Origin of the sequence: Carboxylicivirga fragile (genome assembly GCF_050589805.1) — a bacterium.
Lineage (GTDB): Bacteria > Bacteroidota > Bacteroidia > Bacteroidales > Marinilabiliaceae > Carboxylicivirga > Carboxylicivirga fragile.
Window position 1 is genome coordinate 1 of sequence record NZ_JBNGOY010000015.1, and the last position, 21,576, is coordinate 21,576.

At 33.0% G+C, this 21,576-nt stretch carries 21 protein-coding genes; 1 reads left to right on the top strand and 20 read right to left on the bottom strand.

Annotated elements, in window-relative coordinates; translation table 11 throughout:
* The first annotated feature begins 586 nt into the window (after positions 1-586).
* Positions 587-1,975 carry a glycosyltransferase gene (locus ACRD7B_RS08310; RefSeq protein ID WP_430824044.1) on the top strand — a complete coding sequence of 463 codons (1,389 nt, stop codon included), beginning with the start codon at positions 587-589 and terminating at the stop codon, positions 1,973-1,975.
* Here the strand turns inward: ACRD7B_RS08310 and ACRD7B_RS08315 are convergent.
* The 20 genes from ACRD7B_RS08315 to ACRD7B_RS08410 all read right to left on the bottom strand — a co-directional run bounded on the left by ACRD7B_RS08315 (position 1,961) and on the right by ACRD7B_RS08410 (position 21,556).
* Positions 1,961-3,268, bottom strand: a complete 1,308-nt coding sequence (locus ACRD7B_RS08315) for a hypothetical protein (protein WP_430824045.1) — start codon at positions 3,266-3,268, stop codon at positions 1,961-1,963. The genes ACRD7B_RS08310 and ACRD7B_RS08315 overlap by 15 nt on opposite strands.
* Positions 3,268-4,386 (bottom strand): glycosyltransferase family 4 protein, encoded by a 1,119-nt coding sequence (locus tag ACRD7B_RS08320; RefSeq protein ID WP_430824046.1) that lies wholly within the window; start codon positions 4,384-4,386, stop codon positions 3,268-3,270. Before ACRD7B_RS08320 ends, ACRD7B_RS08315 begins: the two co-directional genes overlap by 1 nt.
* A complete protein-coding gene (locus ACRD7B_RS08325; RefSeq protein ID WP_430824047.1) occupies positions 4,386-5,372 on the bottom strand; it encodes a CgeB family protein in 987 nt (328 codons plus the stop codon). Before ACRD7B_RS08325 ends, ACRD7B_RS08320 begins: the two co-directional genes overlap by 1 nt.
* A gap of 17 nt (positions 5,373-5,389) precedes the next feature.
* On the bottom strand, positions 5,390-6,505 hold the full coding sequence (locus ACRD7B_RS08330; RefSeq protein WP_430824048.1) for a glycosyltransferase family protein: 1,116 nt from the start codon (positions 6,503-6,505) through the stop codon (positions 5,390-5,392).
* Positions 6,495-7,127 (bottom strand): acyltransferase, encoded by a 633-nt coding sequence (locus tag ACRD7B_RS08335; RefSeq protein WP_430824050.1) that lies wholly within the window; start codon positions 7,125-7,127, stop codon positions 6,495-6,497. Before ACRD7B_RS08335 ends, ACRD7B_RS08330 begins: the two co-directional genes overlap by 11 nt.
* Positions 7,128-8,243, bottom strand: coding sequence for a DegT/DnrJ/EryC1/StrS family aminotransferase (locus tag ACRD7B_RS08340; protein ID WP_430824051.1), 1,116 nt, complete (start codon positions 8,241-8,243; stop codon positions 7,128-7,130).
* Positions 8,244-8,253: 10 nt separating this feature from the next.
* Entirely contained in the window at positions 8,254-9,330 is a 1,077-nt protein-coding gene (locus ACRD7B_RS08345; RefSeq protein ID WP_430824052.1) for a glycosyltransferase, read from the bottom strand.
* A 5-nt stretch (positions 9,331-9,335) separates the two neighbouring features.
* The gene (locus ACRD7B_RS08350) at positions 9,336-10,316 is read right to left on the bottom strand and encodes an acyltransferase family protein (protein WP_430824053.1); all 981 of its coding nucleotides are present in this window, start codon (positions 10,314-10,316) and stop codon (positions 9,336-9,338) included.
* A 21-nt stretch (positions 10,317-10,337) separates the two neighbouring features.
* Positions 10,338-11,309 carry a Gfo/Idh/MocA family protein gene (locus ACRD7B_RS08355; RefSeq protein WP_430824054.1) on the bottom strand — a complete coding sequence of 324 codons (972 nt, stop codon included), beginning with the start codon at positions 11,307-11,309 and terminating at the stop codon, positions 10,338-10,340.
* A 1-nt stretch (position 11,310) separates the two neighbouring features.
* Positions 11,311-12,453, bottom strand: coding sequence for a glycosyltransferase family protein (locus ACRD7B_RS08360; RefSeq protein WP_430824055.1), 1,143 nt, complete (start codon positions 12,451-12,453; stop codon positions 11,311-11,313).
* Positions 12,453-13,622, bottom strand: coding sequence for an N-acetyl sugar amidotransferase (locus ACRD7B_RS08365; RefSeq protein ID WP_430824056.1), 1,170 nt, complete (start codon positions 13,620-13,622; stop codon positions 12,453-12,455). Before ACRD7B_RS08365 ends, ACRD7B_RS08360 begins: the two co-directional genes overlap by 1 nt.
* 68 nt (positions 13,623-13,690) lie before the next feature.
* The gene (locus ACRD7B_RS08370; protein WP_430824057.1) at positions 13,691-14,182 is read right to left on the bottom strand and encodes a transposase; all 492 of its coding nucleotides are present in this window, start codon (positions 14,180-14,182) and stop codon (positions 13,691-13,693) included.
* 215 nt (positions 14,183-14,397) lie between these two features.
* Positions 14,398-15,165, bottom strand: coding sequence for an AglZ/HisF2 family acetamidino modification protein (locus ACRD7B_RS08375; protein ID WP_430824058.1), 768 nt, complete (start codon positions 15,163-15,165; stop codon positions 14,398-14,400).
* 47 nt (positions 15,166-15,212) lie between these two features.
* Positions 15,213-15,824 carry an imidazole glycerol phosphate synthase subunit HisH gene (hisH, locus tag ACRD7B_RS08380; protein ID WP_430824059.1) on the bottom strand — a complete coding sequence of 204 codons (612 nt, stop codon included), beginning with the start codon at positions 15,822-15,824 and terminating at the stop codon, positions 15,213-15,215.
* Positions 15,821-16,462: an acyltransferase gene (locus ACRD7B_RS08385; RefSeq protein ID WP_430824060.1), complete on the bottom strand. Its 642-nt coding sequence runs from the start codon at positions 16,460-16,462 to the stop codon at positions 15,821-15,823. Before ACRD7B_RS08385 ends, hisH begins: the two co-directional genes overlap by 4 nt.
* A 1-nt stretch (position 16,463) precedes the next feature.
* Complete coding sequence (locus ACRD7B_RS08390; protein WP_430824061.1) at positions 16,464-17,255, bottom strand: glycosyltransferase family protein; 792 nt, start codon at positions 17,253-17,255, stop codon at positions 16,464-16,466.
* A gap of 346 nt (positions 17,256-17,601) precedes the next feature.
* Positions 17,602-18,732: a dTDP-4-amino-4,6-dideoxygalactose transaminase gene (gene rffA, locus ACRD7B_RS08395; protein ID WP_430824063.1), complete on the bottom strand. Its 1,131-nt coding sequence runs from the start codon at positions 18,730-18,732 to the stop codon at positions 17,602-17,604.
* Between the two features lie 11 nt (positions 18,733-18,743).
* Positions 18,744-19,484 carry a GNAT family N-acetyltransferase gene (locus ACRD7B_RS08400; RefSeq protein WP_430824064.1) on the bottom strand — a complete coding sequence of 247 codons (741 nt, stop codon included), beginning with the start codon at positions 19,482-19,484 and terminating at the stop codon, positions 18,744-18,746.
* A gap of 19 nt (positions 19,485-19,503) precedes the next feature.
* Entirely contained in the window at positions 19,504-20,670 is a 1,167-nt protein-coding gene (locus ACRD7B_RS08405) for a TDP-N-acetylfucosamine:lipid II N-acetylfucosaminyltransferase family protein (RefSeq protein WP_430824065.1), read from the bottom strand.
* 121 nt (positions 20,671-20,791) lie between these two features.
* Positions 20,792-21,556, bottom strand: a complete 765-nt coding sequence (locus ACRD7B_RS08410) for a glycosyltransferase (protein ID WP_430824066.1) — start codon at positions 21,554-21,556, stop codon at positions 20,792-20,794.
* Between the last annotated feature and the right edge of the window lie 20 nt (positions 21,557-21,576).

Genomic DNA, 21,576 nt, shown 5'->3' on the forward strand with positions numbered 1-21,576 from the left:
GTGGGGTAAATGTCTTTCGTTTCATAAATACAGTTCAAAATTAAAACTTTTTTGTCTACTCTTAAACTGTCCAGTTTTTGGGGAAGCTTACAATATCATTTAATAATTGGGTGTGAGGACGTGAAGATGGAATGCTTAGTGATTAATTGTTAATGATAAATGAAAATGATTAAGGATTAGAGATTACGGATGAGGGATTAATTGGTGTATGATTAGACGCTTGAGCTTACGACAGCCTTGTGAGTTGGCATATTAAATATGGAACGATTCTTTCTAGCCATCTTGTAATAGAGAACCGATCCTTGGACAATAGATTTTACCCATTTTTTTCTACGTCTAGCGTAAAACGGAAACAATCTTCCCCTTCGACAAATGCTCAGGGAGCATCTCAGTGAATACGAATTAGGGATGACATCTTTATTTAAAGCTTATCAGATAGATGTCATTCGTTTATTTAACGCTTAGAGACGAATACGATCTTCTAACTCCGGACTTCGGACTTATCCTATTTTCTTCCTATTTTTCCAGACTTCTAATTCGGGACTACGCACTTTATATTATCTTCGTGCTTAGACACATTCTACTTATGCAAAAAAAGAAGATTCTCATTTTTATCGATTGGTTTTTACCAGGTTATAAGGCTGGGGGGCCGGTGCGTTCAATGGCTAATATGGTGGAGTACCTTAAAGATGAGTATGATTTTTATATCATAACCCGTAATACAGACTACACTGAAACAACAGCATATACTTCTGTTAAAAGCAATTGTTGGGAAGAGTATATTTCGGGGGTGCAGGTGTTTTATGCCGATTTTGATCACCAGAATAAGGCTACGTTTAAAAGTTTGATTGAGGAAGTTAAGGCGAATGTGATTTATGTTAATGGTGTTTATTCGTGGAAATTTTCCATACTACCACTTGTTGTTGCGCGAAAAGCTAAAGTAAATAAAACAATTGTAGCCTCACGAGGTATGTTGGCACAGAGTGCTATTGATGTAAAAGGCCGGAAAAAACGCTTGTTTCTAAAACTAGCTAAGCTGGCAGGGCTTTACAAGAATGTTGTTTTTCATGCTACCAACGAGAAGGAAGAGCAAGATATTAAGAAGGGGTTAGGCCCCGATAGCTATCGGGGTGGGTTGAAGGTTTTAGTTGCTGACAATTTACCTAAACGGGAATTACCTGAAATTAAAACCTTAGAAAAGAGAAGTGGTGAGCTTAAACTAGTAAGTTTGGCACGTATAGCACCGGAAAAAAATACTTTGTTTGCTTTGGAGCGATTATTGGAATTGGGGGCTTTCGACAACACTTCAACATTGCCTCGACAGTGCCTGGATTCTGCCTCGACTCTGCTCGGCAATCAAACTCGGCAACCAAACTCGGCAACCAAACTCGGTGATGAGCTAAGAAATTATGATTGGAATATTACTTTTGACTTATATGGCCAAATATACGATGAGGACTATTGGCGGGAATGTGAAGGTGTGATCAAGCAATTACCTGCAAATATTGAAGTAAATTACAAAGGAACAGTGGATGCTGAATTGGTAGGAGAGACTATTCAAAATTATCATGCCTTGTATATGCCTACACGAGGTGAGAATTTTGGACATGTAATATTGGAAAGTTTAAGTGCAGGGCGGCCTGTGTTGATAAGTGATCAAACGCCATGGAGAGGGTTGGAAAATATTAGAGCTGGTTGGGATATTTCTTTGGAGTCCGAAGTCCGAAGTTCAAAGTCCGCTGTTTATGATTTGGAAAATACCAGATATGAGAACGCTTGCCGAGCGCAGTCGAGGCAGGGTGGAAAGGGAAATGATGATACTAGAAAAAAAACATGGTGCTCGGTGCTAAGTGCACTTGTGCAGATGGAGCAGGAGGAGTTTGATGTTTGGTGCGAGGGGGCAAGAAATAGGGCCGAGGAGTTTGTGAGTGATGAGAAATTACAGGAACAATATTATCACTTATTTGACACGTAATTGATGCCTGAAGTAGTAGAAGATTAAAGCTACCAGAACCGCCGATTTTACCATCCAATTGGCAATAATATAAAATTCATTACCCGCACGCATTACATAAAAAAAGATAAGTGGAAGCCAGAATAGTAAGGTAGGGAATAGTTGTGCTTTTTTATAGGCGTACTTAAGGGATAAGTTTATGAATAGCCCAAATAAGCCAGAAAAAATAATACCACCTAAAAAACCAAAGTTGACATAGCCGTCCCCAAAAAAACCGATATTCATTGCAGTTTGGTTATTAAGCTGACGTCCAGTAGCGTATAAGAATTTGCTGTGGTCACCAACCACAGCTTTATTTGGTGCCAAAAAGCGAGGAAGGAAGATGCCTTCCAATTCCCTGTAGAAATATTTACCGTCAACAATTGGAACAATTTTAGGAACTCTTTTTAGTATATCAGATAGAATCCACCCTTGATTGATACGGTCAATAAATTTTTTAATATTACGTTCAGAGAATAACAGGTCAATTTCTTGAATGTTACTCATTGACATATCCATAAATACACCAATATCCGATTCCTTATTATTGCCAATCTGATCTCTATACTCTTGTTTAAATGATTGAATTAGAAAGGCAAAAAATATGGCGCCGATAATACTTAAGGTTTTTATACGAAACGAAAATTTATATTCATAAGCAAATAAACTAAAAACAAAAAAGGCAAATATGAATAAATTAATAAAAACGCCACCTGAGATGATGGACAGCGCATTCATTAGGGTAAATAAAAGTATGATTTGCACACGATATTTATAATTGGAGAAAAATATATAAAACACTCCAATTAAAGGGAAGTTCTTTATTAGGGCAATAACAAAATGTAATGACCCTGGGATAAATGGTGTAAGGTATGATGCTAAAAATCCGGCAATAAAAAGAATAATGCCAATTTGTAAATTACGATCATCCTTTTTTATAGGTGAAAATTTGTTTTCCTTATTGAAGGAGGTATACAATAAGAAGTTAAAAACAAGAGTTGCGGGAATAACAAAACTAAAGTATGTTGATTCGTCAATACTCATTGCATAAAATGATTGATTATCAAGATACCTGTATAGAATAAAGGGAGCAAAAAGTAGCTGAAGAACCAATAAAAAGGAAGTTGCTTCCTTTATTGGAAACAATGATTTTGAGTTTATCATTCTGAAGAGTTCTCCCAAAGTAAGTGCGCCAATAAATGCCATCGTATTATCACTTGACCACAACATGATCAATACATAAACTATTGAAATTTGAATGTGATATTTAAGCATTAGCTTAGTTCTTCGTAAAACTGTTTGTGTTTATCTGAGAAAATTTCGAAAGAAAAATGATTAATGGAAACTTTCTTTGCATTTTCCACTTGAGCTTGATGTAAAGTTTCGTTAGATAAAAGTTCTCTTAAGTGTTTAGCATGAACATCATAATTAAAGGGATCAATCACGAATCCATTATTATCAATAATTGCCTCTTGAGAACCATCGTGATTACCGACAATAACTGGTTTACCACAGGCCATTGCTTCAAGAGGAGTCAAAGGAATACCTTCACCTCGTCCCTTACCTCTGTCGCTGACTAATGAAAAAACGTGGCTTAATCGATAAATATCAGGTAAATCCTGTTCATCTACTGAATTTGTGAAAACAACATACTGTCCTATACCTAACTCTTTAACCTTATTTTTAAGTTCATCTAAATAATCCCCTCTACCTGCAAATACCAGGCAGGCATCTACACCATGTTCAATAATAGATTTGAATACCTTAATCAATCGTTCGTATCCCTTATGCCTTGCACTGTGACTAATGCGTCCCAGACAAAGAATTATTTTTTTATCAGTTGGGATATTGTACTTGTTATACACGTCAGCAGGTACTTCCGCTGGAAAGAACTTCTGATGATCAACACAATCCCATATGACTGAAATATTATCATTTTTGACCATTTTATTATCCAGAATGAAGTCTCTGGTATAACGGCAATCTGAGATTATTTTATGCGCTTTTTGTAAACCTAGTTTTGCATCCCACGATAAACCACTCCATACTTCTAGTCCATATACATTTAATACTACTTTTGCTCGGCATAAAAGTGAGGCAAACCATGCCAATCCTGATAGGTTTATATGAGCAATATGAATCACTTTTGGTTGCCATAATAAAGCATGTTTAATAATAATAATTGCTAATTTTATTTGAGACCAAATGTTGTTAGAGGATGCATTCCAATCTACTTGAAAATCTTCTTCAATAGAGTTAGCATCAGGTCCAAGAAGGGAAAGCGCTTTAAGGTTTAATTCAGAGTTCTCTCTCAAAGCTTCTATTTGATATCTTGAATAGCGGCTAATTCCTCCTTTATCAAAGCAGCCGGGCGTTATGTATAATACTTTCATTAAAGTTGTTGTCTGTCTTTAAAAATTTTATTTAAACGATGTTCATATGTGTGCTCATTCAAGGCTCTTTTGTGACCTGCAATACTAATTTGATTTGCCCATTTATTATCTTTTTTGATTCGAGTAATAAGTTCGAGTAGTTCACCAAAAGTATCAAAGGTGAGTATTTCTTTTCCAGGTTCAAAACATTCTGTAACAATCGAGCGGTATTCAAGAAGCTGCAGACCACCAGCTCCTGCTATCTCAAAAGCTCTACAATTTAAAGAATTTCCTTCTGAAAGATCTGTTGAATTAAGACAGGCAAGTGCTTCACCGAAGACCTTACTCTTTTCTTCTCTTACGATAAATTTCTGTTGGTGAATCAATTTAATTTCAGGTAGTACCCATCGTGGTAATCGCCCACCATTTAATTCCATTTCAATTCCCTCATTCAATAGTTTTGATACTAAGTGTTGTCTATATCCGTAGAAGGTTCCAGCAACTGAAATTCGGTTGTTTTTCTTTTTTATTAAAGGTTTATGCCAAGTAGGGTTCATTGCCTCATGCATAAGATGTGCATTCAATCTTAAACGCTTAAACTTGTTTACAGCATTTAGATCTTTTATGTAGATAAGATCCCATTGAGAGGATAGTAAGCCAAAATCCCGCATATTTGCTGGTGTATCACCCCACCAAGCGATACAATGCCTCACACCTGATTTTTTAACTTGAAATAAAACGTCTTCTTTTATTGCTTGTGTAAGTGTGAATAGAATATCTGGTTTGTATTCTTTAGCATTTTTAAGTAGCCATTTTTCGCGATTGTCTAATTGATTAGGATTGGCTTTTTTAATAAACTCATTAGTATATCTATATATTGGTGAGTTAATTAAGCGATTGGATATGTTGGGCATGGTTAAAACTTGATGACCCATTTTTTCTAATGTATGTGCTACATTATCAACAAAACTATCTGCAGGACGGTGATTAGGTATTATAATTTTCATGAGAAAAACATTCTGATTTAGTTTGTGAGTTGTTTTTTTAGTCGATTTAATACATCTTCTGCTCTAAAATTAAACTCTTTTCTTTCATAACCATTTCTGTTAATCAGACTTTGGTAATCTAGTTTTTCCAGTTTTGTATAATCAACTGCTTGAACTTTAGGATATGAATTTTTAGTTTGATATTGTTGAGTTCCTATTATTTCTTTTGAATACCAAACATCAAGATTACAAGTTAAGTATTCAAATACTTTATTTGACGCACAATATTTCACATTAGGAGAATAATCTTTGTATATAACTAATCCTATATCATAGTTTTCTAACTTATTTGGAATATTGTCATAATTTAGACCTCCTTTATACTGAATATATTTTGATCCATATTGATTGATAAGATCCAAGGCGTCTTGTCGAATGTTGATGGCATAAATATCGAGAAAAAATTTACCTTCCATTTGGCGAATCCATTCGAATAATTCTTGGGTATACATGTGTTTAGTTGATAAAGAACCAACGTAAACCAACTTTATTGGATATGTTAACTTTTTTAATGCCTTTTTTTGAACCGCTTCCCATTTCTTTGGAGGGTAATTAGGAAGCTGAATGAGTTTCTCAGGATTTATCATCGGTAAATCCGATAAAAACATATCTATTCTATATTGGTTTGTATGAGATATCCAACATGCCTTTTTGTACAAGTACGTTTCTTTTTTATGAAGATAGCGAGTATATGCCATGCCTGTACGATATTGATTGGGTGTGTTATATTCATGGTAGTGAATAAACAGCTTACTTTTTACACCTAAGTATTTTGTTAGAAAATAAGCTGGAAATGCTGATTCTGTCTCATAATACAGGATGTTTTTTGGGCGTAGCTTTAGTATCTTTATTATCGTAATTAAATTGAATAGAATATACTTTAGTAATCGTTTAGATTTAGAGTCTTGTGTATTTAAACAAACTGGACGAATAATACTTACACGATTATTAACAAACTTATTTTTAATACTATCATTGTGTATCGAAAAAACACTCAAAGCCATATTTGGAGCAAATTCATTAATGGCATTTTGAACCGGTGGGTAGTACTCCAAAGGTTGGAAATGGATTATTACTGTTTTGTTATTCTTCATTAAAACGGTTTTTCACCTTAATAGCTGGTGCTCCTTTAGCTACACAATTGGCCTCCAAATAATCGCTTACAACAGAATTTGAGAGAATAAAGCAATCGTTATTAATAGTTGTACTAATAACACTTACATTTAATCCTAACCAAACATTTTTACCTATTTTGATGGGTGAAGAAATGTAGTGTATTTCTTCTTTTCCAGTTGTGCCATATTTACATTTCTTGTAATCATTTGATAAACTATACAGTTTACAACCTGCAGAGCTTGTGAAATATTCATCAATTTGGATTCCTGCATGTCCTTGAAGAATGGTGTTGATTCCAATGTGTGAACTATGTCCAATATGAATCTGTCCAAGCTCTTTGGTGTAGTGCGAGTTTTTATGAAACTTGCTGTTTTTTGAACTAATAGCTGGTCCAGCTATTAAAATGCAATTTTTGTCGATCCATACATCGTTGGCAATAAATATATCTTTAAGGTTGCTAAAGTATACACCCTCATCAATAATAACATTTTTGCCACAATGACCAAGACGTCTTCTATAATAAAGATAACGTAGTTTTCTTCCAAAGCCACCAGAAATATGGCGAATACTTGATTCGAAAAGTGTTGCAAACAGACTCATTTAAAACTTCTTATTAAAATTCGGTAAAAGTTTTACGATTGTTTTACAAATATAATCTACTTGCTCCTCGGTAATATCATGAAAGGTTGGTAAATTAATGCCTTTTGAATAAATATGATGGGTTACGTCTGTTTGAATGTTTTTAAACATTGGCATATCAGAAATTGGATAAAAGTAGGGGCGCGAATCGATATTGTTGGCTTTTAGAAGATCCATGAATCGTTGACGTGATTCCTCATTAAAGTATTTATGCTCCAGACATATCATCCAGTATACCGGTGTTGACCAATTATTACTTTGATTTAATTTAATGTTGTCAATGTTAACTAATTGTGTATTGTACCAGTCAAATATTTGTTTTCGTTTCGCAATGAGCTCCGAAATACGTTGCATTTGAGCGCAACCAAGAGCTGCTTGCATATTGGTCATCCTATAGTTATAGCCTAGTTCATTATGCCAGTAGCGTTTATTCTTGTCCATGGCATGGTCGCGTAATATTCGACAGCGTTCGTTCAGCTCATCATCATTTGTTGTTATCATACCACCTTCACCAGTTGTAATAATTTTGTTACCATAAAAACTAAAGGTACCTGCATGGCCAATGCTTCCAACCTTTTTCTCCCCAATAAGAGCTCCGTGCGCTTCAGCTGCATCCTCTATTACCTTTAAATTAAATTCTTTAGCAATATCTAATATGGCATTCATATTTGCCGGTTGGCCATATAAGTGAACCGGCATGATAGCTTTAGTTTTTGGCGAAATAGCCTTACGAATGGCACTCGGACAAATGCCTAAAGTATCATCTTCAATATCAACAAAAACAGGTTTTGCTCCTGATAATTTAACAGCGCTTGCAGTGGCAATAAAAGTGAGATCCGGAATGATAACTTCATCACCTTCTTTAATACCCATAGCAGCTAGTGCCAGGTGAATGGCGACCGTACCATTTGATACGGATATGGCATGTTTTACGCCACAGAAAGTTGCAAATTCTGTTTCAAATTGATCGATGTATTGCCCCATTGATGACACCCAACCGGATGTAACAGCTTTATTAACAAATGCATGTTCTAATGGAGTAATTGATGGAATGGATATAGGGATGAATGAATTCATTACGTTTTTTTTAATCTAGTAATTTATCAAGTTGTTGGGTGTATAAATTTAAAGCGTAAATTTTTTGAGCATTTTTCTTATACCCCAACATTTGTTTCTGGTAAACAAGGTAGTTATTAATTATATCTTGCAAAAGATTGTTAATGTTTTCAATCCAATTGCCTTGAGTATCGTATGTGACAATGTTTTTATATTTAATGTTATTCGCAATCTCACCAATGCCACCAGAATTAAAACCAATAAATGGTTTAAGATAATCAATTGCCTCAAAAAAGATTCTACCAACTGGCTCATTCTCGTTAAAATGCATGATTATATCTGAATTATCATAGATATCACTAATGTCATCTATATGATTCCAAAATTTAATATTAAGAGATTTTATTTTTTTGATTTCTTCAACAAATTTTTTGGAAATAGGGTCGTTATTAGTTTGGCCATAAAAATTAAAGGAGATATTGGGAACTATAGCATGTTGTATGGATTTAAAGTAGTTTTCAATATTAGTTAAACCCTTAACTGGTGCAATACGACCTATAATTGCTATTGAATATTTCTTCTTTTCTTTTATATCAAGTCTTGTATCTGATCTAAATTGATAAGGATCATAAAGAGTTATGGTTTTTGCTTTAAGTTCTGGTTTAATAAAACCAGATATAAATTCAGATACGGAAATAAGAAGAAGGTTTGGTAAAGGCTTTGAATACCTTTTATGATCAGTATCTTCCTTAATTCTTAAATGTGAATAGAATTTAATTTTAGGAAATATTTTGGCAAGTAAATGTAAAAACTTAATATGGCCTCCTTCATTGGCATATACCTTTTTTATGCTTCCTTTTAAAAGCATGAATGCAATACTAATGTATAATAGATATATTTTTTTGAACGATTTTACTTTAAATTTTCCATCTGCTTCTGTTGATAGTTTTAATAGTTTTTCCTCAAAAATCGAGTTTGCAGGTACAAAAACAATGAAGCTATTACTTGTTTTAGAAAGGTAATCTAAGAGTACTCTTTCACTTCCATAAAAACTGCCGGAAGGTGAAATTATGATATTCGGCTCTTGCATATTGAATTCGGATTTCATTTTCTCTATTTATATTTTATTCTTTTTGATAATTTAATAAAGGGTTTTTCTACAAAAATATATTGTAAATATGAAATACCTATTGTTGCGGTGATAGCAATTATCGTTACAAATACTTTTGCTCCAATTGAAGAAGGTAGTTTATGTGCAATATTAATAATAAAGAATACAATTAAAGTATGAATAAGATATAAAGAATAAGATATTTTACCTAAGAAATTAAATAACCGAGATTTTATTCCGGGTTGAAATAATATAATTAATGATGTAAATATTTGAAATAGAAATATTGTTAATCCTAGAAAATATATAGTAAATGTAGCGATTGTAATGCATGTGAATATGAATTCATCACGTTTAATAATATTATTGATGTGTAAGGCCAATATAATACCAACTAGAAAAAGTGGGGAGTAGTAAAGTACATTAGAATCATTAATGGGACTAAAAAAATGAAGAGAAATAAACCCTGTATACGTTATTATTCTTATTAAAGGTTTTTTGCGAAATAAGGGGTAGATAATAGCAAAAAGTAAATAAAATTGAAACTCAATTGCTAGAGTCCAAAATACAATGTTAATCCATGGGTAACCTGAAAACGGAATAAGATAACCTAAATGCAGCATTACTTGCCATATATCTGGTATTGTAGAAGTCCCATTATAAAAAGGTGTAAATTCTCTTAATATGGAATAAACGATACATAACAATAGAGTTAAGATATATGGAGGTTCAATTCTTACTATTCTTTTCTTAAAGAATTGGAGTACATTATTTAAAGTATACTTTGTGTCAATCAAGGAGTAAGTTATGACAAAGCCTGAAATAATAAAAAAGATATGTATCCCATATTTCCCAAACCTGAAAATGCTTAGAAGAGTTTCATTGGTAAAGTAGTTGTTTGATAGACAAAATAAATGAAACAATACAACCATTAATGCAGCTAGGCCTCTTAATGGCAGTATTATTGATATGAACTTTTTCATTAATTTATTGCTGACCTATACTTATTTCTTGAAAGGATGTTTCGCCAATGTTTCATTTGCAAAAGGGTGATAATCTCCTTTCAGACCAATGCCATCTGAATGTCGTATATCGTGTACAATTTGAATAGACTGTTGTGTATTTTCTATTCCGAAACCGTTTCCATCAAGAATTTGTTTATAACTTTCCGTATGTAGGTCAGTAAATCCACCACTAAATTCAAATTCTTCATTTTCAATTTTTAAAGAACGGAATGTGGTTAATCCTTTTTCTTTAATTTCTTTAGGTATGGTATCATAGTTAATTGACAGGAACCAACGAACCCGCGCTTTTTCTAACTGCAAATAACCTGCTGCACGATCGTGTGTATGAATATTAACCACATTTTTATCTACCTTGCCAAATATCCAGGTCAGCATGTCAAAGAAATGTACACCTATATTTGTCGCAATTCCGCCAGACTTACTTTCATCTCCTTTCCATGAAGTATAATACCAGTGTCCGCGAGATGTAAGATAAGTTAAATCTATGTCGTAGATTTTGTCCTTTGGTCCTTCGTCAATACGTTTTTTTAGAGCAATAATACTCGGATGAAGGCGCAGTTGAAGAATATTATTTATTTTCTTTCCACTTTCTTCCTGTACACGCATTAATGCATCAATATTCCAGGGGTTCAGTACTAATGGTTTTTCACATATCGCGTCGGCACCTCTCCGTAGAGCCATACGAATATGTGCATCGTGAAGATAATTAGGCGTACAAATGGATACATAATCAAGCTCAATTTTTTTGTCGTACTTTAATTTTTCAACATGACGATCAAAACGTTCAAACTCCACAAAGAAATCTGCATTAGGGAAGTAACTATCCATAATGCCAACGCCATCATACGGATCGAGAGCAGCAAGCAAATTATTATTGGTTTCTTTAATGGCTTTTAAATGACGTGGAGCTATGTACCCGGCTACGCCTATAATTGCAAAATTTTTATCCATTCTATAAACTTATGATATTTTCAATTTGAATGATTTTATCCTTGTATTGATTGCTTAGGGCAAAATTAATTCGTTCTTTTTGTTTGGCAACCTCATTATGTTGTTTAAGCTCCTTAATAATTTTGTTAAAGAGCCCTGGATAGTTATCATTATTCCAGTCTGGAAGCATGTGTAATAAATGGCTATTTTTATTAAACATACTTACATTGCTCGCAATAATTGCTTTTCCATAGCTTAAATACTCCATTATTTTATGTGCATTGGAGCCTTCGTTTTTATCGAATAGATTGTTGTAACAGAGAAGGTAAGCATGAAAGTCGTTAAGTTGAGTTACTAAATTATCGGGCGACATTGCCCCATGTAGCGTGCAGTTTGATTGTTTCTTTAGATAAGTTATAAAACTTACTGATTCATCATTAGCACTTGCTCCTATGTTAGATTGTTTTGCACTGTAAGGTCCAAAAAAATGAAACTCTATTTGAGGATGTTCTTCAATAATTGTTGTTAACGATTTTCGATCTAGAATTTCACCAATCAATAAATTTCCCACATATGCCACCTTAATTGCTTCTTTTTTGTCTGAAGCAGCCTGATTGCTTTTTAATAAGTTAAGGGCATTTTGAGCGAACGCGCTGTTTAAGCCATGGTGAAATAAATGCTTTTCTTTATTGGTTTGTATACTGTTTAAAATAATTGGTGTAATTGATAATACATGCTCAAATCCTGAATATTCTGATCTGTATTTGTGGGGAATCTGATCAACCGGAAAAAAAAGCCTTTTACTTGCTTCGAACATTTTTAGTTTTGGAAATACGCCATTGCAATCAAACGAAATCAATAAGTCTGTTTTCCCAATCTTCCTATTTAGTTGAGGTATAATTACGCTTAAAATGAATAGATATAAAGATCTATAGTGAAATCGAATTTTTTCCAATAAAGGTAGTCTGGGATAGCTAATAAAGAAAAGTTTATTAGTAAAGTCGGCTTTACTGATTTTCCACTTGTGATTATTACTCTGACCTGAAAGGAAATATACTGTATTACCTTTTTTAAGCAGCTCTAAAGTATAATGGTGCTTCGAAAGAAGCATTTTACCCCATGGTTCTGGCGAAATAATTAATATACGTTTATTATTCAGTTCCATTATCGAATTATTCGACGCAAGCGTTCGGTTTTTTTCAATAATTTCATGTAATTTGCCTTAAGGTCTCGATCGGACTTGAAAGACTGATGTGGACGAGGAGGGGTGCGCATTATTGAATCAAATTCAGCTTCGCTTAATCTGAATTTTTTTAGTACATATTGCATGTCATCAGCTAGCTCATTATCATTATATAATGGCGTTTGCAATTCTTTTAAAGCATCTTCACGGGTAATTTGACCCGAGCAAATAAGCGTACTTAAGTGTGCCTTTCTTTTATCTACGCCAAACTTTTGAGGTAGAATAAACGCTTGATAGAATTTGGTAAAGACGGATTCATGATGTTTGCCACCATAATCGCGCCAGTTTAGCTCTTTTGTAATGGTTGCTTTAACTTCTTCTTTGTTATAATCAACATAATCCAAAATAGATATCGGAACAAGTTTATGAAATCCGGTATAATAGACGTATTTTTTGAAGTTAAGAGTAGGGTAGGTTTTAATTTTTTTAGAACCATACTTTTGATGAATATCTCTTAAGTTGGCATAATCCATTTTGCTATATATCCACGAGGAGGGTAAGATATGCTCAGTAACAATATTGGTACCACTAATGATATAACCAATATTTCGTTCCTTTGCTAATTTCCACATGGTAGCTTGTATAGCATGGTCGCTCACCACTTCAATATCAATTACAGACGCTTTTAGGTAAGCTAACTGAATATCTTTAAATTCTTCCCAATTGACTACAAGCGTATGAAGATCGAAATCAAGCGTGTTTACAATGTTATTGACGTTATGTACGGCCAGTTCAGAATTCCATCCATTATCTAAATGTACGGCTAAGGGGCGTAATCCATACTGTTTAACCAGTAATGCAACATAAGTACTATCAACACCTCCCGAAAGACCAATCAAACAGTCGTATTTTTTTCCTTGACCATCTTTTTTTATCTTTTCCACTAATTGGTGCAGTTTTTCACTTCGTTGAGGTTCTGGCAATAAGTTATTTTGAGCCGCACGTTGGTAATCGTGGTAATGATTAGAAACGCCTGCTGCGTCAAAGCTTATGTTTGGATCAGTTGTGTCCATAACTGTCTTGGTACACATCTGATAGGGGCGACCCAGTAAAAGTCCTGGATGATATATGCTGTCTTTAATGATATTCATTATGATATTTTTTAAACTTGACAGATTTGATTCGCATTTCGCGTGTAGATCTGTCAGGTTTTGATATTTTATATTCCTAAATATTGGCCAATTTTTTCAAGATTTAGTTTGCTTTTATGGCAAAATTCAAAATTAGAACAATTGTCAAACCAATCAACAACCTCTTGTCGTTTTATTTTAGTTTGTTTATTCGAAACACAACTTAAATAGCTGCTCCATCCATATTCTACCGGATGATCCGTGAAGCCATGATGAACGGGATTGTTGTGGATATACAAAACAACTTGCTTTAAATTTTCTTCAGAATCAATTAGTTTTCGTTTAAAAGGCCGTTCAAAAAGGGCCCCATGGCGGTTATATTTATTGTTGAAGTATTTTGAATAGCTGTTAAAGAGATGAGAAAAATGTTTCGAGGGATTAGGGACTTTTAACGCTGACAGGTCAGTGACGCTGTCAGGTTTGTCTATCGTTTCCCATTTATTGTTACTAAACCCGACAGCGTTTTTTAACCTGTCGGTGTTTGCAGACTTATATATAATATCACCTTTTATTTGTAGCAATAGATGAAAGTGGTTTGTCATCAGAACCCATGCAAAAGTATCTGCAATTTAAGAAATATACTTATCATACAAATTAAGAATGTACTGGTAATTGCTTTCTTCTTTAAATAAATTGCAACTGTTAATACCCCTATTGTAAATATGATAAAAGTGGTTGGATTCTAGTATTTGCATTTTAATTTTGGTTCTGCCAACAGCAGCTGTATCTTCTGATCTTATAATTTCTCAAATAATTGAGTTTTTAACTCTTCTTGTTTTGGATAGTTAATCATGATGCCATTTTCGCGACCAGTATAAACAAAGCGACTACCAGCAGCAACAGCTGACGCTCCGGCATCAATAGCTTCTTTAAAATCTTCGATGTTTCTAGCTCCTCCATTAGCCACTAAAGGAATATTTATTTGATGACTTAAAGCGTTGATCAATTTTGTATCATAACCTTTAAAGGTGCCTTCGTGATGGACAGCAGTAAGCATTATCTCACCTGCACCAGCTGACTCCATGCGTTGACAATAGCTCACTATGTCTTCTTTGTGTTTTGTTTGTCTACTATTTGATACTAACTTGTATTTGCCCCATAAGCCAAGTTTCACATCCACAGCAACCACGATGCTTTGATTGCCAAAAATTCTAGCCGCTTCTGTTATTAACTCTGGGCTTTCATGCGTAATGCTATTGAGTACCACCTTTTCTATACCACAGTCAAAGGCTCGCTTAATATCATCCAGTGTTTTTAAACCACCACCGTAAGCCAATGGCATAAAAGCTTCGGAAACCATATCCTCCAAGGCATTAAAATTTGGACGCCGTTTATTTGGAGTAGCTGATATATCTAAGATGACTAATTCATCCACTTCTTTGTCATTAAAAATGCGGACCGCATTAATGGGGTCGCCAATGTAGTTAGCCTTGCTAAAACATATTGTTTTAACTAAGCCTCCATCTTGAAGAAGTAATGCGGGTATGACTCTAACTCTACGCAATTTGGTTAAGTATTAGTTATTAATGTGTGGTGATCAAGGAAAACTAACTAAAGTTCTGCAAATTTCTTAAGTATCTCCATGCCGTATCGATGACTTTTTTCGGGATGAAACTGCAAGGCAAAAATATTCCCTTTTTCCAATCCACAGGGAAATTCGTAAGCATAATTGCAAGTGGCACTTACAATAGCAGCGTCATCTGTTGAAAAATGATAGGAGTGCACAAAATAGTAACGATGATCCTCAGATTGATTATTAATAATGCTCGAATTCTTTCTTAAATTAATATGACTCCAGCCCATGTGTGGAACTTTCTGTTGCAGATTCAATCTATTAGTATCAAATTTCACATTGCGCATATTAAAAAAACCAAGACCGGATTGTTTCCCTTCCTCACTGTTTAATCCCATTAATTGAGCGCCCAGACAAATACCCAATAGTGGCGTGCCATTCGTTGCTTTTTCAACGATGGTGTCAAATAAATTTGAGGTTTGCAGTTGTTCCACACCATGATCGAAAGAGCCTACACCTGGCAGAATGAGTTTCTCTGCGGCTGCAATGGTTTCAACTTTATCACTTATCTGGCTTTGATAACCCAATTTGCGTAACATGTTTTGTATGGAACGGATATTGCCCGCTTTATAATCGATAATGGTGATCATTGGCTAATGTTTGGATGCTTCTCTTTGAGTCTTCGGAATTTATCTTCAGATAGATAACCATAGTATTTGTGAGGATGTTCATATCTCACACATTTCTCTTTATCAAGGTTTTTAATGATTTGAGCAGGGTTTCCACCAATTATGCAATGGCCATCTTCGAATGATTTGGTGACTACGGCGCCCGCGCCAACTATTGTAAAATCACCAAGTCTTACACCCGGCATAATCTTGGCACCAGCTCCAATCCATGAGTATTTACCTATGCTAACTCTTTTAGGGATATGTTTGCGAGAATCATATATATCATGATTGGCGCTAACGATTATAACGTTGGGTGCAATTTGAGTATAATCACCTATTGTAATGCCACCTTTTCCTTGAATATAACATCCTTTCATGATTCCTGGGCAAGAGTCAATTCCTGCATAAATATTCTCCCAATCGAACACTTGGCTTGTTGGATGTACTGGCCAATAAACTAGCTTATTTCCTCCAATTCCCAATACTTTTTGTTTAAACCAAAATTTAAAGGATATTGGATTTTGATAATTGTTGGTTTTTCTGATAAAGGAAAAAAACGGCAATTTGGTTATAATTGCTATTGGAATTTGCCAGGGTTTACGTAGAAAGTAGTGCATATTATTTTATTAGGCTATGTTTGCCACTTATGACACTAATTGTCATTGAGGTATTTGAGTGTTTCTCAATTTTTTTGATGAAGGAGATTGGTGATAAATTTTTGCTATAATATTCTAAAACGTTATCTCGTATACTTTCAATATTTTTATTATCCATTTTTAACGCTAAGTCAATGGTATTAATTAGATCTTCTTTTGATTTATATGTAAGACAATTGATGTTATTTTCTAATTGGGGGACGAAATAGGTGTCATATTGTAAAATTGGTATTACTCCACAAGCCATTGCTTCAATAATATTGTGGCAAAATGGCATTTCAAAGCCAGGTGGAGCAATGAAGAACTTGAAAGTAGCAAGCGTTATCGGCCAATCTTTATGAGCAATACGATTTGTATTACTATCACTTAGAAATATTTTATTAGTACCATTTTCAAGTTCTGTAGTAATGCTTTCTTCGAAATTAGAATATAAAATTTCAAATATTCTGTTTCTATTTATTAAATCCGGAAAGTGTTGATTTAGTTGAGTATAGCTCGGGTGATTAATTTGACCAGCAAAACCAATTTCAACTTTTTTTGTCGTGCTTGATATCTCATTTAAAAATATATCAACATGTTCTAACTTCCTGAATCCATTATTGATATATAAGAGAGGATGAAAAGGAAAAGGTAATGTGTAAGGGTGATTTTTAAAAGCTAGTTGGTAATCAATGGTTATATTTTTTTTAAAAATTTTATCGACCGAATTTACTTTAATATCACTTATAAATATGGCGTAATCATATTTATTCAACTGTCTTTTGGTGTAGAAAATGGATGTATTTAAGAATTTGAATATCTCAAATATATATAAGCCACTACACGACTTGTAAAATGAATAGCTCGGTTTAAGGTAAATATCATATTCGCTTAACCTATACGTGTTAATTAGATTAAATATATATCTTCCAAGGTCACCTTTTTCTAAACTAAATACAACAGCTTTTTTATAAGTTTGTTTATGTTTTGAATGGATGAAGTGTAATGTAAAGGCATAGAGAGTATTGGTGAACCTAAACTGACTACATGCATATTCATAGTTTCCTTTAAATGAATAGATGAGAAGTCTATAATTTTTTTTTAAAACGTTACCTATCAATTTACTTAGAATTAAAAAATAGAATGGTTTTATTTATTATATAGTTTTGTTGTTCTAATGTTAATTCAAAGAATAAAGGAAGTCTTATTAAACAATCACTATATTTCATTGCTTCAGGTAATAACCTGTTATCGTGCTTGTCCTTATAATAATCACTAAGGTGCAAACTTTGGTAATGAAATACGGCATGTATATCATGCTTTCGAAGGAATCCTATCAATTCTTTTCTTATATCTGGGGTTTTACATGTAAAATAGAAAAGATGACCATTTTGTTCAGTATAATTGGGAATTTTTGGTAGCGCTATTTTACCACTATTATGTAAGGGAGTCAAGGCCTCATAATACCTGTTCCAAATATCTTTTCGTTTTGATTGAATTAAATCTATGTTTTCCAATTGGGCAAACAGAAAAGATGAATTAAGTTCACTTGGGAGAAAGCTACTTCCTGTATCAACCCATCCATATTTATTTATTTCACCTCTGAAAAACTCTGCTCTATTTGTACCTTTTTCCCATAATATTTCAGCTCGCTTTATAAGCTTTTTATCATTAATAATTAATAATCCACCTTCTCCACATTGTAGATTTTTTGTTTCATGAAAACTATAACAACCTAAATGGCCTATTCCTCCTAATACTTGACCTTTGTAATAGTTGTCGATTGCTTGTGCTGCATCTTCCACGACCATTAAATTAAATTGATCTGCTAGTTGCATAATTTTATCCATGTCGCAGGCGATGCCAGCATAATGCACAGGAACTATAGCTCTTGTTTTATCGGTTATTAATGATTCAATTAAATTTTCATTAATTCCTGGATGGTCCTTTTTGCTATCAACAAATACTATTTTAGCCCCTTGTCTAATAAATGCTAATGCAGAGCTGACAAAAGTATATGATGGTATAATAATTTCGTCTCCGGGCTGAATATTTAGCAATAGTGCACACATTTCTAAAGCATCGGTGCAACTTGTTGTTAGTAAGGTCTTATTAAAATTAAATCTATTTTCAAAGAATGAATGACACTTTTTAGTATAAATACCATTTCCACTTATTTGTCCTGAATGCACTGCTTCATATAAGTAATGGACTTCTTTTCCTGATAAATATGGTTTATTAAATGGAATCATTTCAATTGATATTAGGAGGTAATTAAATGAAGTGTGGTATTAGCCCTTATAACCTTGAAGCCTAAGCCTATGTATGAATTATTTACTGGATAATTATTCACTAAAACATTATGCTCCATGCGATCAATTCCATTGTTCTTGGCCCATCTAAGTCCTTCAATATTTATTCCTTTGAAAACACCTAAACCTCTTGCTTCTTGTGATACAGCTCCAATTCCTCCCGCAGCGAATGATTCCCTATTGTTATGAAAGATTTTAAAAGATAAGAAACCGAGTATTTTTTCGTTTTGTTCTGCAACTATCATGTGATCCGCAATAGACTTATCTGTAAGACTTCTATATGCCCAATCAGTGTAAACTTCCAGGCAATTACTTTTATCTAACATTTCGTTAGAAAAGTAATGTCCATAATTGTAAAAAGAATTTTGAGCAATGTTTTTTATCGCTTCACCGTCTTTAATCTCCGCTTCACGAAGGTTAAAGCTTTTGCTCTGGAAAATTGGTATTTCTTTTTTTAGATTATAACTAAAAGTATGTTGGTAATCTTTTGTTTTGAAGCCAATTGCTTCTAACTTATTAATTGCCTGAATATTTTCAACTGATTGTCTGCTAATTATTAGTTTGATCCCAATTTTGTTAGCGAAAATTTTCAATTTAGGATTTAGCAAAATGTCAATATCGTTAATTTTGGCAATATTGAATCCGAAACGTTTGGTATCTAAATCACTAATATATTGTTTTAATAATGTCATAATAAGAGAATATTAGGTATTACTTACTTAGCGTATTAAATAAATTTATACTTAATTGTATTTTATTTTTTTTACTAAATACTTTCATTACAATTCTTCTGTTATTTAACTGTTCACTTGGATGAAGAGGTTCAAGAGCGAATTTGTTATTTAAGTTAAGATCGAAGTCTATGGAGTATATGATTAAGTCCAAGTCTTTTAGGTATTTATAGAGTGTGTTATTTTTCGATAAATATACTTTTGCTCCAAGATATAATGAGGCAATTATATTACCTACAGCTTGTTGTCTATCATGGTTCATTATTACTATTGGACATTTTTGTAAGATCAAAGTATATTTATTGAGAGGCATAAATTCTTTAATAGGTTTAAAATTATCATTAAAAAGCTTAGTGCCTATTTCGATAACTTTCTCACAATATGTTAAATCACCATAGCTAAGAGGTGTATAAATTTTTTTATTACCCAATGGTATTTTTGAAAGTTTAACAAGCCCATCTAAATGATTGTTAGTTGGGTAGCTGGAATTTCCAAATAGTATTCCATTTCCCTCAACATTTTTATTAAGTAGGTTTTTGGCGATAATTTCTTCGTACGAATAGTAAATGTAAGGGATAAATGTTGAATTAAATTCTTTTATATATTTTTTGAATAAGTGATAGTCTTGTGGAAGTGTAGTGACAAAGTAGTCTATTTTTGGGATTGTCATTCTTAGAATTGTATCATAGTCCAGAGATTTTAAAATATAAAGTGAATATAATTTATAAATTGGAAATAAAAAGTGCTTTATTTTTGTTCTAAAGTAACCTTTCTGTTTTCTTATAATTTTCTTATTGGTTATTTCCTGATAAATATTTTTCTTTATAGCTATAAGATTGTAACCATCAGCTCCCCAAAATATCCATGCAATTTTTTTAATTTTTCTGAATTCATATATTGCTTTACATTTCCAGTAATTAAGACTATGAGCGATAAGTGTTACTTCTATTTTCTTTAACTCTTTGGGAATGTCTTTTATAGAACTTATAAATAGAATATTTGGAATTGCATGATATTCTTTATTAAGTGATTCTAGTCTTTCTTTATTTGTGTAAATAACAAAAGTATGATCAACTTTAATTTCGTATATGTTAAAATTTATAATAGAAGATAAAATTTTTTCATCATCTAATAAATGTACTATCATAATCTACTTTTTCGGGAATTAAGGTTAAATAGATTTAAAAACATTGTTCTACTTCCTCAAAATAATTATATTATAAATGTTATAATTAAAGAATACGAAGTTTGCAATTTTTGTAAGTGTACTAATTGTACTTCAAATTAAATCCTAATAGGTTTAGAATAGATTTGAAACAATTTTTAAATCGTACACCAAAATTGTAATGTTCTTGATAATGTCCCATTGAGCTTTCTTCCCATCCAATATGCTTAACAGCATCGTTTTCTAAAGTAATACCATAATAGCCTTGATTTTTATACCATAAACTAATTCCTCCTTCGGTACTTGCTTTTGACGCATATGTTTCTATTAGTTTATAATCTTTTGTTCTTAGAAGGCCTGGATTAAAAGAACAAGTTATCCAATCATATTCTTTAAACTCTTCTATCATTTCGAATTTATAATATCTGATATTTTCAACACAGAAAGAGTTGGGAAAGACTTTAATAGAAGGATGATGAATTTTGATATCATGTTCGATACTTCTTAAGCCAACTTGCTTAACTTGTGACCTACCTTCCAAGATTTTTAATGAATCTTCTATAAAATTAGGCCTGTAAAATTCCCAATCATCTTCGCAATGAAAGATATATTCGGTTTTAACCTCAGCATAGGCTCTATCAATGCTTTTAATTTGTTTTAAAGGCTTGTCGTTAAAAATTATCTTATAATGGTCTCCATAGAGACTTATTAATTCCTTCTTAACCTTCTCTTTGCCCGAATCCTCTATGATTATTCGGTCTTTAATCGGATAAGTATTGTATTTTTCAAAACTATCAATGGTTCTTTTGAGTAAATGAAGTCTATCGCAACTTGTTATTACTAAAGTCACATCTTTATTCGAAACCATATATTGTAAAATTTTACTTT

Excerpts from the sequence above, each read along its gene's own strand:
- ACRD7B_RS08325 (WP_430824047.1), bottom strand. The coding sequence starts at position 5,372 with ATGAAAATTATAATACCTAATCACCGTCCTGCAGATAGTTTTGTTGAT.
- ACRD7B_RS08345 (WP_430824052.1), bottom strand. The coding sequence starts at position 9,330 with ATGAAATCCGAATTCAATATGCAAGAGCCGAATATCATAATTTCACCT.
- ACRD7B_RS08405 (WP_430824065.1), bottom strand. The coding sequence starts at position 20,670 with ATGATAGTACATTTATTAGATGATGAAAAAATTTTATCTTCTATTATA.
- ACRD7B_RS08340 (WP_430824051.1), bottom strand. The coding sequence starts at position 8,243 with ATGAATTCATTCATCCCTATATCCATTCCATCAATTACTCCATTAGAA.
- ACRD7B_RS08330 (WP_430824048.1), bottom strand. The coding sequence starts at position 6,505 with ATGAAGAATAACAAAACAGTAATAATCCATTTCCAACCTTTGGAGTAC.
- ACRD7B_RS08385 (WP_430824060.1), bottom strand. The coding sequence starts at position 16,462 with ATGCACTACTTTCTACGTAAACCCTGGCAAATTCCAATAGCAATTATA.
- ACRD7B_RS08355 (WP_430824054.1), bottom strand. The coding sequence starts at position 11,309 with ATGGATAAAAATTTTGCAATTATAGGCGTAGCCGGGTACATAGCTCCA.
- ACRD7B_RS08335 (WP_430824050.1), bottom strand. The coding sequence starts at position 7,127 with ATGAGTCTGTTTGCAACACTTTTCGAATCAAGTATTCGCCATATTTCT.
- ACRD7B_RS08360 (WP_430824055.1), bottom strand. The coding sequence starts at position 12,453 with ATGGAACTGAATAATAAACGTATATTAATTATTTCGCCAGAACCATGG.
- ACRD7B_RS08350 (WP_430824053.1), bottom strand. The coding sequence starts at position 10,316 with ATGAAAAAGTTCATATCAATAATACTGCCATTAAGAGGCCTAGCTGCA.
- ACRD7B_RS08400 (WP_430824064.1), bottom strand. The coding sequence starts at position 19,484 with ATGACATTATTAAAACAATATATTAGTGATTTAGATACCAAACGTTTC.
- ACRD7B_RS08365 (WP_430824056.1), bottom strand. The coding sequence starts at position 13,622 with ATGAATATCATTAAAGACAGCATATATCATCCAGGACTTTTACTGGGT.
- ACRD7B_RS08410 (WP_430824066.1), bottom strand. The coding sequence starts at position 21,556 with ATGGTTTCGAATAAAGATGTGACTTTAGTAATAACAAGTTGCGATAGA.
- hisH (WP_430824059.1), bottom strand. The coding sequence starts at position 15,824 with ATGATCACCATTATCGATTATAAAGCGGGCAATATCCGTTCCATACAA.
- rffA (WP_430824063.1), bottom strand. The coding sequence starts at position 18,732 with ATGATTCCATTTAATAAACCATATTTATCAGGAAAAGAAGTCCATTAC.
- ACRD7B_RS08310 (WP_430824044.1), top strand. The coding sequence starts at position 587 with ATGCAAAAAAAGAAGATTCTCATTTTTATCGATTGGTTTTTACCAGGT.
- ACRD7B_RS08320 (WP_430824046.1), bottom strand. The coding sequence starts at position 4,386 with ATGAAAGTATTATACATAACGCCCGGCTGCTTTGATAAAGGAGGAATT.
- ACRD7B_RS08315 (WP_430824045.1), bottom strand. The coding sequence starts at position 3,268 with ATGCTTAAATATCACATTCAAATTTCAATAGTTTATGTATTGATCATG.